Origin of the sequence: Hyphomicrobium sp. LHD-15 (genome assembly GCF_031157355.1) — a bacterium.
GTDB lineage: Bacteria > Pseudomonadota > Alphaproteobacteria > Rhizobiales > Hyphomicrobiaceae > Hyphomicrobium_C.
The window spans coordinates 40,650-55,244 of record NZ_JAVIFT010000006.1 but is presented as its reverse complement, the minus strand read 5'-3'; the positions used below and the strand labels follow the sequence as shown (position 1 = coordinate 55,244).

The following is a 14,595-nucleotide window of genomic DNA, read 5'->3' as shown; positions in this document are numbered from 1 at the left end:
TAATAAATCGGGAGGTCGTGATGACGGAAACAGGTCCATCCATGTCGACGGCGTTGCGCCGGGGCGCCCTGTGCTCTTGCCCGCAGTGCGGCGAAGGACGTCTGTTCCGCAAGTTCCTCAAGGTTGCCGACAGTTGCGAATCCTGCGGCGAGGAGCTTCATCACCATCGCGCCGACGACATGCCCGCTTACATCGTGATGTCGATCGTCGGGCACATCGTGGTGGGCCTCGTCCTGTGGGCCGAATTCACCTATGCGCCGCCGGTTTGGGTGCACTGGTCGCTTTGGCTCCCGCTCACCGTCGTCCTGACGCTTGCGCTGCTGCAGCCGGTAAAAGGCTTCATCGTGGCGCTGCAGTGGAAGCTCGGCATGCACGGGTTCGGCGCGCGAAAAGCAGCCCTCGCCCCAGCGCCCGTGTCCACGTCCTGATCCGGCTCTCTGAGCCAGTATTTTCGTAAGCTCAATTGAAAGGGCGCGACGTTGAGCGCCTCGTCCGACAGCCTGTCCCTGCGGGATGCACTTTTCGCCGTCGCGGTGACGGCTGTCTGGGGTTCGAACTTCGTGGTCATCCACGACGCGCTCGAGCACCTGCCGCCGCTGCTGCTCGCGGCATTGCGCTTCACCTTTTCGTTTTTTCCGGCTGTGCTGTTCCTGAAGCGGCCCGATGTGCCTTGGCGCTCGCTCGCGGCGTATGGAATTTTGGTCGGGGCCGGGCAGTTCGGCATCCTCTACATCGCCATGAACGGCCACATCACGCCGGGACTCGCCTCACTGGTGGTTCAGACGCAGGTGTTCTTCACGATCGCACTCGCGAGCGTGCTGACAGGCGAGAAGGTGCGGCCATTTCAAATCGTGGCGGTGCTGGTGGCTGCTTCAGGGCTCGCGCTCATCCTGACCCACACCGATGGAAACACGACGCCGCTGGGGCTCGGCTTGGTGCTGGTGGCTGCCGCTTCCTGGGCCGGCAGCAACATCGTGGTGCGGAGCTCGCCGGGCGTTGACATGTTGGCCTACGTGGTGTGGGCCAGCCTGTTCACGGTGCCCCCGCTCCTGCTGTTCTCGCTCCTGTTCGAAGGCTGGCCCGCGATCCGGACCGGTCTCGTCGAGGCGGATGCCGCGACATGGGGCGCGGTGCTGTGGCAGGCGATCGGCAATACGATGTTCGGGTACGCCATGTGGGCCTGGCTGCTTTCGCGCTATCCGGTGGCGACGGTCGCGCCCATGGCGCTTCTGGTGCCGGTGTTCGGGATCGCCTCTTCGGCACTGTGGCTCGGCGAGCCCTTACAGGACTGGAAGCTCACGGCGGCAGCGCTCGTCATGGCGGGGCTGGCGTTCAATCTGCTGTGGCCGAAGTTCGCTGCTGCGCGCGCGGCCAAGGCTGCGAGGGAAACCGCCTGATCCTCCTGGCGCGTCAGCGCATTGCCACTGCGATCAGGAAAAGTGCCATCACGCCGGCAATCGCGAAATCGGAGATCATCGCGATGTTCTCCTTGGCATTGCGTTCGCCCTTGAGCAGGTGGTTCACGCCGGCGAGGCCCAGGAAGATGCCGCCGGCCAACGCTGCCGCATTCGTCCAACCCGGGATCAGCAGCGCCGCGGCCGCAATCGAGCCGATCGAGAGGTTGGCGAAGCCAAGCTCCCGCACGATCACAAAGGACGCCTCATCCTTCATGCCGAGGATGTTGGCCGTCGTCTGAGGCTTTGAGACCTGGCTCACGCCGGCAATCAGCAGCCGAATCCCGATAGCCCAGAACACAAACCACTTCCCGATGAGCAGGAACAGGTCCGCGCCCGGCGCGAGGGCCATCTCGAGCACGACGGATGCGATGGGCAGCACGCCCATCAGGAGAACGACAATCGCGAGATACATACAGGCAAGCTCCGCTGGCACTCGTTCCGCCTACGGTGCATCAATTGCGCTCGAATGTCACTTCGTGCGGCGAATTCACGACTGCTGACGCTCTTCCTCCGGCGATGTCGGCACCGTGAACCCGCCCTCGGAGACCATGCGTGCGAAGAGTCCCCTGCCCTCCGCCAGCTCGCGGAAGCGCCCGCGTTCTACGATGCGGCCCTGATCGAGCACGAGGATCTCGTCGGCGTTGGCGACGGTCGAAAGACGATGCGCGATGATGAAGGTCGTGCGGCCTCGGCGCAGCCGGTCGAGCGCCCGCTTGATGCGGGCTTCGGTCTCGGCGTCGAGCGCGCTGGTCGCTTCGTCGAGCACCAGGATCGGCGCCTCCTTCAAAATGGCGCGCGCGATGGCGAGACGCTGGCGCTCGCCGCCCGAAAGCGCCACGCCGCGCTCGCCGATGACGAAGCCATAGCCGCCGGGCTTTCTCGCGATGAAGTCATGGGCTTCGGCCAGTCGTGCGGCGGCTTCGACCTCGGCCAAGGTGGCGCCCGGGCGGCCGATGGCGATGTTGTCGCCGATCGAGCGGTTGAACAGGCCGGCATCCTGGAACACGACGGCGATCTGCTGGCGCAGCGAGTGGAGCGTGACGTCGGCGATGTCATGACCATCGACGACAATGCGGCCGCTGTCGGGCGCACGAAGGCGCATCAGGAGCGAGAGCGTCGTCGATTTTCCCGATCCCGTCGGCCCGACGAGCGCGATGGTCTGGCCCGGCGCGGCGGCGAGCGTGACGTCGTGGACGCCCTGGTCGGTGCCCGGAAAGCGGAAGCTCACGCCCTCGTAACGCACTTGGCCCTTTACCGACGGCAGCGGTGGCGCACCCGGCTTTTCGACGATTCCGTCCGGCTCGTCGATCAACGCGAAGTAGCCCTTCAGCACCGGCGCCTGACGATGGATCGCGGTGATGAAGCTCGCAACTTGATCCAGCTTCGCGATCAGAAGGTTTGCAAAGCCGACGAACGACACGATCTGGCCGACGGAGAGCTCGCCGCGCCCGGCCAGCACCGCGCCCATGGCAAATACCGCGACCATGGTGATGGTGCCGGCGGCGCGCTGCAGCACCGTGAGAATTCCCCACCACGTCAGCACGGGATACTGGGCCGCCAGCAGATCGCTCATAACCGAACGCATGGCGTCGGTCTCTGCCTTGAGACGGGCGAAGCTCTGCACCACCGTGACGTTGCCGATGACGTCGCCGACGCGGCCGTAGACCGCCGAGTTGTAGCGCTCGACATTGGCTTGGCCTTCCTTGGTCTTGCGCATGACGAACGTGTTCATGACGACATAGGCGGCGGCGAGCAGCGCCAGGATGGCGGCCATGCGCATGTCCATGCCGAGGGCCGCCGGTACCAGAAGCACGATGCCGGCGATGGCGGTCAGTTGCTCGCGCATGGCGCCGAGCCAGAGCCAGAACAGTGCGTCGGTGCCCTGCAGGATCGAGCGGACCACGGCGCCCGAGCCGCGGTCGGCGTGGTAGCCCTGCGGCAGCGTCATCGCGCGCTCGAAGGCGTCCGCCATGGCTGCAAGGTGGCGGCGGTGGGCGAGCCTGTCGGCGAACACGGCAACGACAACGCTCGCCAGAATGCCCGCCAGGCCGAGCGCCGCCCATAGCGCGATGGTCGGAAAGGCCGCCTCCCCGCGCGACAGCGTGTCGACGACGCGACCGAACAGGATCGGCTCCAACAGTTGCACGAGGCCGATGGCGACGGAGGCGACCGCAAGTACGATGGCAAGCGTTCGTTCGGCGGCGAGCATGCCGAGCGCGCGCTGGTAAAGGCGAAGGAGATCCATGGGCGTGTGGTTGTCCGGCGAGATGGCCGCGCATAGTACGCGATGGCGCATCCTAGCGGGAGGGCACATTCCCTGAAATTGGGCCGTTTGGCACGCCGCCGGGGCGGGCTTCAGAAGATTGCCAGCACCTTTTCGAGATCGTCGGCATTGTAGGGTTTAGAGACGATCGTGACGTCCGCGAATTCCGGCAGCAGGGCGTCGTTGTCGTCGTAGCCGGTGGCGAAGGCGAACGGCGCGCCAAGGCCGCGGAGGAGCCCCGCAATCTCGAAGCACTTGTTGTCTCCGAGGTTCACGTCGAGCAGCGCGAAATCCGGGCGCTTCGCAGCGATGAATTCCAACGCCTCGGAGACGCTCGCCGCCACGCGGACGCTCTCGACGCCGAGCTTGCGCAGCATATCCTCGGTATCGAGCGCGATGATGAAGTTGTCCTCGACGAGGAGCACGTCAGCCGGCATTCGGCGACGCGCCGGCACCGGGTCATTCGATGCATTCGTAATGTCCATCGAACGACCTGTTACGAGACGAGGGGGACTGTCGGACCAAGCAAGCAAATTCATGGACGCTTACTCCCGCACGCGACTGGACCACACTAAGAGGCTCTGCCGGATCGGCCAGAGTTGCTCGGTAGCAGCGTCGCGGCCGCCAATTGCGCGCCGTTTCGTCATCCGCATTACTCAATCAAATTGCGCTTGCCCTGTCTGTGCACTTGTGCACACAAGGGGGTTCTCTCAACCTTCTTAGGAGTATCCCGCGTGAGCCCGAGTGATGCGTCCTCGCATATTGATGACGCGCCGTTCGCCAGCAATCTGCTCCGCGCGCTGCGCCCAAACGACTATGCGTTGCTCTCTCCGCATCTGGAGTTCACGGAGAGGCAGGCTGGCGAACTGCTCTACAAGCCTGGCGACAATGTCGGGACCGTGTATTTCCCCGGCGGGCCGAGCCTGGCGTCGCTTCTCGTCACCAACGCGGACGGGAACGATGTCGAGACCATCCTGATCGGGCGCGAAGGCGCCGTCGGCGGCATCGTGAGCTCCGGCCATCTGCCGGCCTATTGCCGGGTCGTGGTCAAGTTCGGCGGACCGTTTGGGCTCATGCCGGTCACCCAGCTCGAGGCCGCGAAAAGGCAATCGCCCAGCCTGCGCTCGCTGTTCGCGCGCTACGCCGATTGCCTGCTGGCGCAGGTGTTTCAATCGACCGCCTGCAATGCCATCCATTCGATCGAACAGCGCACCGCCAAGTGGATCCTTTCGGCAATGGATCGGACCGGCGACCATCTGGTGCCGCTCACGCACGACGAACTCGCTTCCATGCTCGGCGTGGGGCGCAGCTATACCAGCCGCGTCATTCAGGTTTTCAAGGCGGACGGCGTTCTGGAAACCCGTCGCGGGGCGCTGCTGGTGCGCGACCGCGACGCCCTCCTCGCGCGCTCGTGCCTCTGCAATGAAAGCGTGAAAGCCCACTTCGACGACGTGCTTCGCGGCGTCTATCCGGACGGCGAAGAGAGCAGCTGAGGTCGCGCTGCCGCTACTGGCGGGACTGGGGCTTTGCCGGGCAAACCGAAACCGACTGTAGCTCAGCTTCAATATTGCTCGCTTCCCGCGAAATGAACCATATCATCTACTTTTGATTGTATATTACTCCGTGCAGATGCTATTTAGGGTTGTATGGCATGTTTTCTGTCCCCGGAGGATGCAATCATGAGTGGCGATGAGGTCATCAGCGACAAGGAGATGGCAGAGCTCGAAGGCAAGCTCAGTCGCTTCAAGAAGCAGCTCAAGAAAAGCAATTCGCGGACCGCGGTCGTGGTCGCGTTGGACGACAAGAACAAGCCGTTTCTCGAAGTGAGCTACAGCACGTCCGCGCCGGAAGCCGAGGTCGAGAAGGACAAGCTGCCGGAGAAATTCGAAAACCTGCCGGTAAAAACCATTGCGCGCGATTTCAAGCCGCAAGGTACCGCTACTCAGCGTGCGGCCGCAACGCAGGCTGCCTCATCCACCGCCCGGCACGAGATCCTGAAGGCCGGCATCAGCATCAGCCATCCCTCGATAACGGCCGGCACGCTCGGATGTTTCGTCGTCGACCAGCAGTCGAACAAGGCGTCCGTTCTTTCGAACTGGCATGTGCTCGTGGGAGCCGCCGGGCGAGGCGGCGACAAGATCCTGCAGCCGGGCTCCATGGACGGCGGGCGCCCTGGCCGCGACAACATCGCGACGCTCGAGCGGTGGATCCTGGACAAGGACGGCGATGCGGCCCTCGCCCACCTCACCGGCGATCGGCGGTGGATCCCCGCGACTTTCCTCACCAACGTCACGTTCCAGCGTGCGCGGCGCGTTCGGCTCGGCGAAACCCTCTCCAAAGTCGGACGCACGACCGAAGCGACAACAGGCAAAGCGAAGAAGTTCGGCTCCTACAGCATCAACTACGACGTCGGCGTGCGAACAATCGATGGATTCGAGATCGTTCCGCTGGTCGAGGGAAACCCATCGGACGAGGAGATTTCCCGGGGCGGCGACAGCGGCAGCATCTGGTACACGAGCGACAACGAGGCCGTCGGTCTTCATTTCGCGGGCGAGACCGATCCCTCTCCCGCCTCCGAGCACGCGATCGCATGCCACTTGCCGACGGTGCTCGACAGGCTGAACGCGCGCCTCGCCACGCAGGCGGACCTTATGGAAATGCTCGTCGCGGATCTCGGGAACGGACGCGAAGCAACCTCGCAAACCGTTATCCCGCCCTTCGACGGCCCGTGGCGGCCGCCCTTTCCTCCGTTCCCGCCCATCATCGGGCCGAGGCTCCCGTGGGCCATCGCGCGCTCCAGCGAAAGCCTGTCAGGAGACGCGTTTCTCGACATCGCCACGTCGCTACGCAGCAACGGGGTTTCCCCATGGGAATTGGAAATTGTCGGTCATCGCCTCGGTCTGGGGCGTCGCGACGATCTCCTGCCCGAGGCGTCGGTGCGCGACAAAGTCCCGGAGATCGCCCCAGTCGGCTGGGCGGCGATAGGGTTTGCGGCCGGCGTCGCCGCGCGTCTCGCCGGCAAGAAGGAAACATCAGCCGAGATCTTTCCGCTGATCGGCGCCAAGGCGACGGCCTTTATCGTCGGCGCGATCGTGGGCGCCAAGGCAACAGACGGCAAGCTTTAAGGCCTACCCGGATGTGAGCGGCCGCGCTCACAGCTACGTGAGCGCGGTGCAGCAGGCTGGCGCGCGCGAGGCGGGAATGCTTAGCATGGCGAAAAAGGACAATTCCCATGCGCCTCCCGCCTCGCCGCCTTGCCGTCCCCTTCGCCGCCTGCATCGCCGCCGGCTTTTTGATCTCCGCTTCCGCAGCCATCGCGCAGGATCTCTGGCAATACATCGACCTCAACTCTGAGGCCTTCACCAAAGCCGAAGTCACGCGCGCCGACGTCGAAAAGGCCATTACCGATGCGGGCCCGGCTGGCGGCGTCGACTTCAGCGGCAAGCAGCTCAACCGGCTCGATCTGTCGGGATTGGATTTGCACGGTGCGAACCTGTTTGCAGCGCGCCTAAACGGCACCAGCCTCAAGGGCGCCAACCTGGCCGGGGCAAAGCTCGACCAGGCCTGGGGTGTCGAAATCGACCTGTCCGGTGCCAACCTCAAGGGCGCCAGCGTGGTCTCGGCTCAGCTCCTGCGCGCCAAGCTCGACCGCGCCGATCTCAGCGATGCGCGCGTCGCGTGCGACCTGACGCAAGCGAGCCTCGTCGGGGCGCACCTCGACGGCATCAACATGACCGGCGGCAAGCCCGCGCGCGATAGCCGTCGCCATCCGTTCATTCTGCGCTCGGCGAAACTCGATCGAGCGACGATCACCAACGCCGGACTGATCGGCGCCGTGCTCGAGTTCGCCTCCCTCAAAGACGCCGATCTGTCAGGCAGCATTCTCGCCGGCGCGGCGCTTGCCGGCGCCGACTTCACCGGCACCAACGTGACGAAAGCGGATTTCAATGGCGCCGATCTCGCCTCCGCCCATATCGAGCAGCTCGTCGGGCGCGACGCCGTCGTGAACTTCGACAAGGCCCGCAATCTCGATCGCGCCTACGCGAAATAGACAGATCCGGCCGACGATCGTCGGCACCGCGATCAGCTCATTTTCCAAGCCATGTATCGCCCGGCAGATGCAGCTCGGACAGCGGCGATGTCGTGTCTGCGGCCGCGCCCTTGTGGGTCATCAGAAGCGCGCGGTCGGACATGGTGCGCAGGTGGGCTGCGATGGCGGCGCGCACTTTGCTGCGCCCATGCTTTTTCACCAAGGTCTCGAAAGCCTCGTAAGGCCACGCGTACGAGGATGTCCGCAGCAGGGAGGCAACGATGCGCTCCAACGGAGCGTTGAAATCGAGATAAACCAGCTCGCCGCTGCCATCGATCGCGGGGAGATCGTGGACCTCTCCGGTGTCGAACAGCATGTCGCTCGCGCCCGAATGGAGGGCGGAAGCCGGCGACGCTCCAAGGGCCGCGATGCAAAGGGCGGCGACGGCGCAGACGTTCAAGTGGCCTACGGCAACGAGATTCGTCATGGGCGCTCTCCCAATCGACTGTCGTAAAACATTCAAAAACGCGTCGCGGGAGCGGTCAACTGGCTCTCATGCTTAACGCGCATTTTTCTGGGGAGCGGGTTGCTTGGGGGATGCGCCTGTGCGCCATTTGCAGAACGCGCGAGCAGCATGCTGAAACGCTACGCAGGTTCGTTGCCGGCTTCCAGAAAGCCGCAATCCGGTTGATTGATTGCTCGCCTATCGGTGCGAGGGAGTTCAATGGCCAAGACGACGTCCAGGAAGACGGCGAAGGTCGCGAAGAAGGCCGCCCCCAAACGGGTCGTGGGCTCGGGGTCGAAGCCGCGCAAGGCGCAGCCGAAGTCAAAGTCGCAGTCCCGCAGCGCGGAAAAGCCGGCGCTCCTTTCGGGCGGCAACCCTCAAATCGCGAAGGGGTACGGCGATGCGCCGGTGCAGGCCTACATCGCGGCCATGCCGGGCTGGAAGAGCAACGTCGGGCGCCGCCTCGACGCACTCATCGTGCGCACCGTTCCCGGCGTGCGAAAGGCGGTCAAATGGAACTCGCCGCTGTACGGGGCCGAGGGCGCGGAAAACGAAGGAACCTGGTTCCTCGGCCTTCACGTCTTCGCGAAGTACATCAAGGTGGCGTTCTTTCGTGGCGGGTCGCTGCGTCCTGTCCCACCCGGCGCATCCAAGCAGAAGGAGGTGCGTTATCTCGACATCCGCGAGGGCGATGGGTTCGACGAAGCGCAGTTTGCCGCCTGGGTGAAGCAGGCGAGCCAATTGCCCGGAGAGAAGATGTGAGCGGTTCCCGAGGGGGCATGTCATGAAGAGAGCGACGACACTGTCGAACAAGAGAGCGACCGCCAAGAGGGCCGGAGAAGGCGACGCCTCATCCGCTCGGCTGATCGATGCGCGGATCGAGGAGATTGGTGGCTGGCGCGGCGAGATGCTCGCTCGGGTGCGCGCTCTCATCAGAGAGGCCGATCCCGACGCGGTCGAGGACGTGAAATGGCGAAAGCCGTCGAACGGGATGCTCGGTGTTCCGGTGTGGGAGCACGATGGGCTCATCTGTACCGGCGAGACTTACAAGGCCGTCGTGAAGCTGACCTTCGCCAAGGGCGCCTCGCTCTCGGATCCTTCACGGCTGTTCAACGCCAGCCTCGAGGGCAACACGCGACGCGCCATCGATCTGCATGAGGGCGACAAGATCAACGAGAAAGCGTTCAAGGCCCTCATCCGTGCCGCGGTGGCGATGAACACCTCTTCGGCATCGAGTGCGTCTAAGCGCGCGGCCTCTCGCCCTGCGCGCGCGCAGAACAAACCAAAGAGCGCGTGAGGCTCGGATTGTCCTAGTCGCGGTCGGGGGCGCCGGGCGGGAAGAACTTGCGGAACGGGCGGGCCTCGTCGACACAGCGCGCGACCGACGGACGTGCAAGCAGTCGGGCCCGGTACGCTTTGAGGTTCGACAGCTGGGCTGGGATCTCGTGAACCCAATCGGCATAGAACAGCGATGGCGCCGCGGCGCAGTCGGCGAGACTGAACGCCCCGCCCGCCGCCCACTCCTTCCCGGCGAGCGCGCCATCGAGCCACGCGTACGCGATGTCGAGCATGTCCCTTGCCTGTTGGACACCATAGGGATCGCGGTTCGCCTCGGGACGCAGAAGGTCGAACGTGAAGCGCTGCATCGGTGTCATGACGTAGTTGTCAAAGATGCGATCCATCATGCGCACGTCGAGCGCAGCGTCGGGATCAGGCGGGATGAGCCGAGCCGGTCCCGGATGATGGAGTTCGAGATACTCGATGATGGTGCTGGACTCGAGCACGGTTCGGCCCGCTTCGACGAGCACCGGCATGCGCTTCATCGGCCAGAGCTGCGCCCATTCTTCGGCGGCGGCTGGGTCGTTGGGGCCGAACTCGCGATAGGTGAAGGGCGTCGCGTTCTCGTAGAGCGCGATCAACACCTTCTGGCAGTAGGACGAGAACGGGTGCGCGTAGAGCGTGAGGGTCATAGAGCGGGCTCCTTGGATAGTGGAGTCTATCAGGAGCAGACGACGAACTCGACTGCGTGGAAGCTGCAATCCGTCCGTGCTAGGTCTTTTTTAGGATTGGGAGGAATGACGGGGCGGACGCATGGACAGCGCGCGGGGGAGCGAGGATCGGGACCGAGACGCGGCGGAGCAGGACGCCGAAGCGGCGCGTGCGGAACAAGAGTGGCTGGAGGCCCTCTACGCGCTGAACCCGTGGGCAAGAGGACTCGACATCGAGAGCGACGCCTTTGAAGTTGCGCGCCAGAACGCGTGCGTCAATCGCTGGATCGAAGGCGTTGAGATGTGGAACGCCTGGGGAGCGGCGATGCGAAAGCTGCGCCCGGAAAAGAAGTTTCGGCCTATCTTCAACGAAATAGCCACGGCAGACTTTTCGCAGCTTTGCTTTCTCAGCGGAGTCGATTTTAGACGGTACGTTTTTCCCTACTCAGCTTATTTTAATGGAACACAATTTGGAAACGATATTCACCCGCTAGGAGAGACCCTATTTGGCAGCGCCTATTTTGGCGGTGACGTTTGGTTTAGCAACGCAAACTTCGCTGGCGCCACCGCGTTCCACAACTCAACATTTGGGGGCGACATCACATTCCAGGGCTGTGCTTTTCACGACTCGGTTTGGTTTACTAATGTAAAAATCATCGGCCTCTCTTCTTTTAAAGATGCAACATTCGGCGGCAATGGCGAATTCGACGGCACCAAATTCAATAGTGGCGTCGAATTCGACAATTCAACGTTCAACGGCGACGCATCTTTTGAAGTTGCCCGTTTTAATGATGATGCCGACTTTGATGGCACCGTGTTTAGTTGCGACGTGTGGTTCGACGGCGCCCGATTTAACAAATCCTCCACGTTCGATGGCGCAATATTTCGGAAGCGCGTTTTTTTAAAGGCGTGAGATTCACTCGCGCGTCTTTCGCCCTCGCAAATTTTTTGGGATCCGTAACATTCTATGGAGCAAAGTTTGACACGGCTAGTTTCCGCTCGATCAAGAGCGAGCGCTCGTTCTCACTTGGCGCCACGTTCCGTTCAACACCGGATTTTCGTGAGGCTTCGTTTCACGAAGCCCCGCAACTAGATGACGCGGAAATCGCATCGTGCTTCACCCGCTGGGCAGTCGAGGATGATCGCCGTCGCCCGCCGTTGGACTGGGCGAAGCACGCGTCGAACAAAGACGAGCACGCCAAGTTTCGCGCGCTACGCGGCATGGCCGAGCAAGGCAACGATCACACCAGTGCGCTTCAGTTCAATGCCGACGAAATCGCAGCCCGGCGCTTCTGGGTGGATGAGCCGTTCGGGCGCAATGCCAGCCGCTTCTGGCTCGGATGGCTCTATCAGCTCGTGTCCGACTACGGGCGCTCCATCCTGCGCCCACTCATCGGGCTGTTAGCCGTGGTCACGACCTTCTCGGCGCTGTTTTACGCGGGTGCGCAGTCGACCGATCCGAAGGCTGCGTGGGCCCGCGAGTGCCACGGAAGCGTAGATAAAGCGGAACTCGAACTCCAGCCGACCGACAAACTGACTGAGGCGCTCAGCCTCTCGATCCGAAACGCGCTGATCTTCGACCGCTCGGACACGTCGCGGCGGACCTATGGGTGCCTCTATGGCCTTGTCGACAACGGGCGCAGCGGCGCAATTCCGACGTGGGTGGGCAAGCTGTCTCTGCTCGAAAGCCTGCTGTCGGCGATCTTCCTGTTTCTGATCGGCCTTGCGTTACGCAACATGTTCCGGCTTGGCTGAAGCGAGCGCGGCCCGCCTTTACGCGCCCGAGGCGTCCTTTGCGCACTTGGTCACGAAACTCGTTTGTGCGGCGCCGTGCAGGTTCTTGGCCTTGGCGTCGGCCTCGCATTTGGTCTTGGCGTCAGATGCGCATTTCTTCAGGAAACTGGTTTCCGCGGCGCCATGCAGGCTTTTTGCCGCCGCCTGCATCTTGCAGCTGTCGTCGGCGAGCGCCGCGCTTCCGGCAAAGCTGGCGAGGATTAGGAAAGAAACAGCGAACCTCTTCATCGGATCCTCCTGTGGTTTCCCCCTTTCGCCATCATAGGGATCGCACCGAGGTTCGCCGCATACAAATCCGTAAGTACCTTTAACGATATTGGCGTCCGAGCCGTCTCAGGAGCGAGCGACAAAATCCTTCGCGAGCAGGTCGATGCCGATCAACAGCAGCGCTTGATGCAGTCCCCAAAGCGCGAAAAACACGGCGAACGTCAGCGCCGCCGTGCGGGCGTAGTCGCGCGTCATCAGAGGTTTGCGGCCGTTCAGCGTCACAGCGAAGGCGATCGCGGCAACCGCCGCGACCGCCAACAGCGACCACGGCCGATCAAACGTTTCGACGGCCAAGAAGCCCAGGACATAGGCGAGGAAATAAGCCGCGACGTGCCGCAGGGTCGGCGGGTTGCTGTCGCTCTCGTCGTAGAAACGAGACTTGAGGTTCAGCACAAGCACCGACGCGACCGCGGCTCCGAGCGATATGACGAGGATGATGTTCCAATTGCCCGTCATATCGCCCCCTTCCCGGATGCCTTACCGCTCGAAGCGCTTGTACTTGATGCGGTGCGGCTCGACGGCGGCTTCGCCGAGGCGGCGCTTCTTGTCCTCCTCGTAGGCTTCGAAGTTGCCCTCGAACCATTCGACGTGGCTGTCGCCCTCGAAGGCCAGGATGTGGGTCGCGAGACGATCGAGGAAGAAGCGATCGTGTGAGATGACCACGGCGCAGCCGGGGAAATCTTCGAGAGCTGCTTCGAGCGCGCCCAGCGTTTCGGTGTCGAGGTCGTTGGTCGGCTCGTCGAGGAGCAGCAGGTTGCCGCCCTCCTTCAGCATCTTGGCCAAGTGGACGCGATTGCGCTCACCGCCTGAGAGCAGGCCGACCTTCTTCTGCTGGTCCGGTCCCTTGAAGTTGAACCAGCCGCAATAGGCGCGCGAACTCATCTCGCGCTTGTCGCCGAACTTCATGATGTCGAGGCCGCCCGAGATTTCCTCCCAGACGGTCTTCTTGTCGTCGAGGTGGCTGCGGCTCTGGTCGACGTAGGAGAGCTTTACGGTCGGGCCGAGCTTGATGGTTCCGCCATCCGGCGTTTCGACACCGGTCAGCATCTTGAACAGCGTCGTCTTGCCGGCGCCGTTGGGACCGATCACGCCGACGATGCCGCCGGGCGGCAGCTTGAAGGAGAGATTGTCGATCAGGAGGCGATCACCGAAGGCCTTGGTCAGTCCTTCTGCTTCGATCACCATGTCGCCGAGACGCGGACCAGCGGCAATCGAGAACGAGGCCTTGCCGACCTCCTCGCGACCGGCCTCCTCGACGAGCTTGTCATAGGCCGAGATACGGGCCTTCGATTTCGCCTGACGCGCCTTGGGTGACGAACGGATCCACTCGAGCTCGCGCGCCAACTGCTTCTGCCGGCCCTCCTCGGCCGCCTTCTCGCTCTCCGCGCGCTTGGCCTTCTGCTCGAGCCAGCTCGAGTAGTTGCCCTTCCACGGCACGCCCTGGCCGCGATCCAGCTCCAGCGTCCAGTCGGTGAGGTTGTCGAGGAAGTAGCGGTCATGGGTCACGAGGATGACGCAGCCCGTGTACTCCTTCAGGAAGTGCTCGAGCCAGGCGACGCTCTCGGCGTCCAAGTGGTTGGTCGGCTCGTCGAGCAGCAGGATATCGGGCTTCGACAGCAGAAGGCGGGTCAGCGCCACGCGGCGCTTTTCGCCGCCCGAGAGCTTGGTGACTTCGGCATCGCCCGGCGGACAGCGCAGCGCATCCAGCGCCTGCTCGACCTGGGTGTCGAGATCCCACAGGTTCAGCGCGTCGATCTGATCCTGGAGCGCCGTCATCTCGTCGGCGGTCTCTTCGGAGTAGTTGGCGGCGATCTCGTTGTAGCGGTCGAGGATCGCCTTCTTCTCGGCGACGCCCTCCATGGCGTTGCCGAGGACGTCCTTGTCGGGATCGAGCTCCGGCTCCTGGGGCAGGTAGCCGACCTTGATGCCGTCGGCGGGACGGGCTTCTCCGAGGAAGTCGTCCACCGTACCGGACATGATCTTGAGAAGTGTCGACTTGCCGGCGCCGTTCAGGCCCACGACGCCAATCTTGGCGCCCGGCAGGAAGGACAGCGAAATGTCCTTCAAAACCTGCTTGCCCCCCGGGTAGGTCTTGGAGAGCTTGTGCATGTGATAGACGTACTGGTGGGCCGCAGCCATTCGGGCGCCTCTTGCGTTTGCGCTGTTTCGGGAGTTGCCGGGTTTTAGCCGATCGCCCGGTCAATCTCAATCGCCGGGATCGGGAGAATTACGGATATGTAAGCCGCTGATCCTATTGTGGTTGTTCCGCCTTCCCTCCACCTGAGCCGCAA

Annotated in this window: 17 protein-coding genes; 9 read left to right on the top strand and 8 right to left on the bottom strand. The window is 63.3% G+C overall.

Annotated elements, in window-relative coordinates:
* Window positions 1-20 precede the first annotated feature (20 nt).
* Together RCO24_RS16425 and RCO24_RS16420 are read left to right on the top strand one after the other, a co-directional pair.
* Window positions 21-428, top strand: coding sequence for a DUF983 domain-containing protein (locus RCO24_RS16425; RefSeq protein ID WP_308963635.1), 408 nt, complete (start codon window positions 21-23; stop codon window positions 426-428).
* Between the two features lie 51 nt (window positions 429-479).
* Window positions 480-1,397, top strand: coding sequence for an EamA family transporter (locus RCO24_RS16420; protein ID WP_308963633.1), 918 nt, complete (start codon window positions 480-482; stop codon window positions 1,395-1,397).
* A 13-nt stretch (window positions 1,398-1,410) separates the two neighbouring features.
* On the opposite strand, the gene RCO24_RS16415 is transcribed toward RCO24_RS16420, so the two are convergent.
* The 3 genes from RCO24_RS16415 to RCO24_RS16405 all read right to left on the bottom strand — a co-directional run bounded on the left by RCO24_RS16415 (window position 1,411) and on the right by RCO24_RS16405 (window position 4,259).
* Complete coding sequence (locus RCO24_RS16415) at window positions 1,411-1,869, bottom strand: DUF6790 family protein (protein WP_308963632.1); 459 nt, start codon at window positions 1,867-1,869, stop codon at window positions 1,411-1,413.
* Window positions 1,870-1,944: 75 nt separating this feature from the next.
* Window positions 1,945-3,702, bottom strand: coding sequence for a glucan ABC transporter ATP-binding protein/ permease (locus tag RCO24_RS16410; RefSeq protein ID WP_308963630.1), 1,758 nt, complete (start codon window positions 3,700-3,702; stop codon window positions 1,945-1,947).
* 110 nt (window positions 3,703-3,812) lie between these two features.
* Window positions 3,813-4,259, bottom strand: a complete 447-nt coding sequence (locus tag RCO24_RS16405) for a response regulator (RefSeq protein WP_308963628.1) — start codon at window positions 4,257-4,259, stop codon at window positions 3,813-3,815.
* A gap of 195 nt (window positions 4,260-4,454) precedes the next feature.
* On the opposite strand from RCO24_RS16405, the gene RCO24_RS16400 reads away from it, so the two are divergent.
* From RCO24_RS16400 to RCO24_RS16390, 3 genes are all read left to right on the top strand, one after another.
* Window positions 4,455-5,213 carry a Crp/Fnr family transcriptional regulator gene (locus tag RCO24_RS16400; protein WP_308963627.1) on the top strand — a complete coding sequence of 253 codons (759 nt, stop codon included), beginning with the start codon at window positions 4,455-4,457 and terminating at the stop codon, window positions 5,211-5,213.
* Between the two features lie 186 nt (window positions 5,214-5,399).
* Complete coding sequence (locus tag RCO24_RS16395; protein ID WP_308963626.1) at window positions 5,400-6,845, top strand: hypothetical protein; 1,446 nt, start codon at window positions 5,400-5,402, stop codon at window positions 6,843-6,845.
* Window positions 6,846-6,952: 107 nt separating this feature from the next.
* The gene (locus tag RCO24_RS16390; RefSeq protein ID WP_308963625.1) at window positions 6,953-7,771 is read left to right on the top strand and encodes a pentapeptide repeat-containing protein; all 819 of its coding nucleotides are present in this window, start codon (window positions 6,953-6,955) and stop codon (window positions 7,769-7,771) included.
* A 37-nt stretch (window positions 7,772-7,808) separates the two neighbouring features.
* Here the strand turns inward: RCO24_RS16390 and RCO24_RS16385 are convergent, their stop codons facing one another.
* Window positions 7,809-8,237 (bottom strand): hypothetical protein, encoded by a 429-nt coding sequence (locus tag RCO24_RS16385; RefSeq protein WP_308963623.1) that lies wholly within the window; start codon window positions 8,235-8,237, stop codon window positions 7,809-7,811.
* A 237-nt stretch (window positions 8,238-8,474) separates the two neighbouring features.
* Here RCO24_RS16385 and RCO24_RS16380 point away from each other — a divergent pair, with 237 nt between their 5' ends.
* A complete protein-coding gene (locus RCO24_RS16380) occupies window positions 8,475-9,017 on the top strand; it encodes a DUF1801 domain-containing protein (RefSeq protein WP_308963622.1) in 543 nt (180 codons plus the stop codon).
* 22 nt (window positions 9,018-9,039) lie between these two features.
* On the top strand, window positions 9,040-9,552 hold the full coding sequence (locus RCO24_RS16375) for a DUF1801 domain-containing protein (RefSeq protein ID WP_308963621.1): 513 nt from the start codon (window positions 9,040-9,042) through the stop codon (window positions 9,550-9,552).
* 13 nt (window positions 9,553-9,565) lie between these two features.
* Here the strand turns inward: RCO24_RS16375 and RCO24_RS16370 are convergent, their stop codons facing one another.
* Window positions 9,566-10,225, bottom strand: coding sequence for a glutathione S-transferase family protein (locus RCO24_RS16370; RefSeq protein ID WP_308963620.1), 660 nt, complete (start codon window positions 10,223-10,225; stop codon window positions 9,566-9,568).
* Window positions 10,226-10,346: 121 nt separating this feature from the next.
* Between RCO24_RS16370 and RCO24_RS16365 the strand changes: the two genes are divergently transcribed.
* Together RCO24_RS16365 and RCO24_RS16360 are read left to right on the top strand one after the other, a co-directional pair.
* Window positions 10,347-11,156: a pentapeptide repeat-containing protein gene (locus RCO24_RS16365; protein WP_308963619.1), complete on the top strand. Its 810-nt coding sequence runs from the start codon at window positions 10,347-10,349 to the stop codon at window positions 11,154-11,156.
* Between the two features lie 308 nt (window positions 11,157-11,464).
* Window positions 11,465-11,998 (top strand): hypothetical protein, encoded by a 534-nt coding sequence (locus tag RCO24_RS16360; protein ID WP_308963617.1) that lies wholly within the window; start codon window positions 11,465-11,467, stop codon window positions 11,996-11,998.
* A gap of 18 nt (window positions 11,999-12,016) precedes the next feature.
* Here the strand turns inward: RCO24_RS16360 and RCO24_RS16355 are convergent, their stop codons facing one another.
* The 3 genes from RCO24_RS16355 to ettA all read right to left on the bottom strand — a co-directional run bounded on the left by RCO24_RS16355 (window position 12,017) and on the right by ettA (window position 14,443).
* Window positions 12,017-12,265, bottom strand: a complete 249-nt coding sequence (locus RCO24_RS16355) for a hypothetical protein (RefSeq protein WP_308963616.1) — start codon at window positions 12,263-12,265, stop codon at window positions 12,017-12,019.
* Window positions 12,266-12,370: 105 nt separating this feature from the next.
* A complete protein-coding gene (locus RCO24_RS16350; RefSeq protein WP_308963614.1) occupies window positions 12,371-12,760 on the bottom strand; it encodes a hypothetical protein in 390 nt (129 codons plus the stop codon).
* Window positions 12,761-12,781: 21 nt separating this feature from the next.
* Window positions 12,782-14,443 (bottom strand): energy-dependent translational throttle protein EttA, encoded by a 1,662-nt coding sequence (gene ettA, locus RCO24_RS16345; RefSeq protein WP_308963613.1) that lies wholly within the window; start codon window positions 14,441-14,443, stop codon window positions 12,782-12,784.
* Between the last annotated feature and the right edge of the window lie 152 nt (window positions 14,444-14,595).

Excerpts from the sequence above, each read along its gene's own strand:
- RCO24_RS16425 (WP_308963635.1), top strand. The coding sequence starts at position 21 with ATGACGGAAACAGGTCCATCCATGTCGACGGCGTTGCGCCGGGGCGCC.
- RCO24_RS16415 (WP_308963632.1), bottom strand. The coding sequence starts at position 1,869 with ATGTATCTCGCGATTGTCGTTCTCCTGATGGGCGTGCTGCCCATCGCA.
- RCO24_RS16410 (WP_308963630.1), bottom strand. The coding sequence starts at position 3,702 with ATGGATCTCCTTCGCCTTTACCAGCGCGCGCTCGGCATGCTCGCCGCC.
- RCO24_RS16405 (WP_308963628.1), bottom strand. The coding sequence starts at position 4,259 with ATGAATTTGCTTGCTTGGTCCGACAGTCCCCCTCGTCTCGTAACAGGT.
- RCO24_RS16395 (WP_308963626.1), top strand. The coding sequence starts at position 5,400 with ATGAGTGGCGATGAGGTCATCAGCGACAAGGAGATGGCAGAGCTCGAA.
- RCO24_RS16390 (WP_308963625.1), top strand. The coding sequence starts at position 6,953 with ATGCGCCTCCCGCCTCGCCGCCTTGCCGTCCCCTTCGCCGCCTGCATC.
- RCO24_RS16385 (WP_308963623.1), bottom strand. The coding sequence starts at position 8,237 with ATGACGAATCTCGTTGCCGTAGGCCACTTGAACGTCTGCGCCGTCGCC.
- RCO24_RS16380 (WP_308963622.1), top strand. The coding sequence starts at position 8,475 with ATGGCCAAGACGACGTCCAGGAAGACGGCGAAGGTCGCGAAGAAGGCC.
- RCO24_RS16375 (WP_308963621.1), top strand. The coding sequence starts at position 9,040 with ATGAAGAGAGCGACGACACTGTCGAACAAGAGAGCGACCGCCAAGAGG.
- RCO24_RS16370 (WP_308963620.1), bottom strand. The coding sequence starts at position 10,225 with ATGACCCTCACGCTCTACGCGCACCCGTTCTCGTCCTACTGCCAGAAG.
- RCO24_RS16365 (WP_308963619.1), top strand. The coding sequence starts at position 10,347 with ATGGACAGCGCGCGGGGGAGCGAGGATCGGGACCGAGACGCGGCGGAG.
- RCO24_RS16360 (WP_308963617.1), top strand. The coding sequence starts at position 11,465 with ATGGCCGAGCAAGGCAACGATCACACCAGTGCGCTTCAGTTCAATGCC.
- RCO24_RS16355 (WP_308963616.1), bottom strand. The coding sequence starts at position 12,265 with ATGAAGAGGTTCGCTGTTTCTTTCCTAATCCTCGCCAGCTTTGCCGGA.
- RCO24_RS16350 (WP_308963614.1), bottom strand. The coding sequence starts at position 12,760 with ATGACGGGCAATTGGAACATCATCCTCGTCATATCGCTCGGAGCCGCG.
- ettA (WP_308963613.1), bottom strand. The coding sequence starts at position 14,443 with ATGGCTGCGGCCCACCAGTACGTCTATCACATGCACAAGCTCTCCAAG.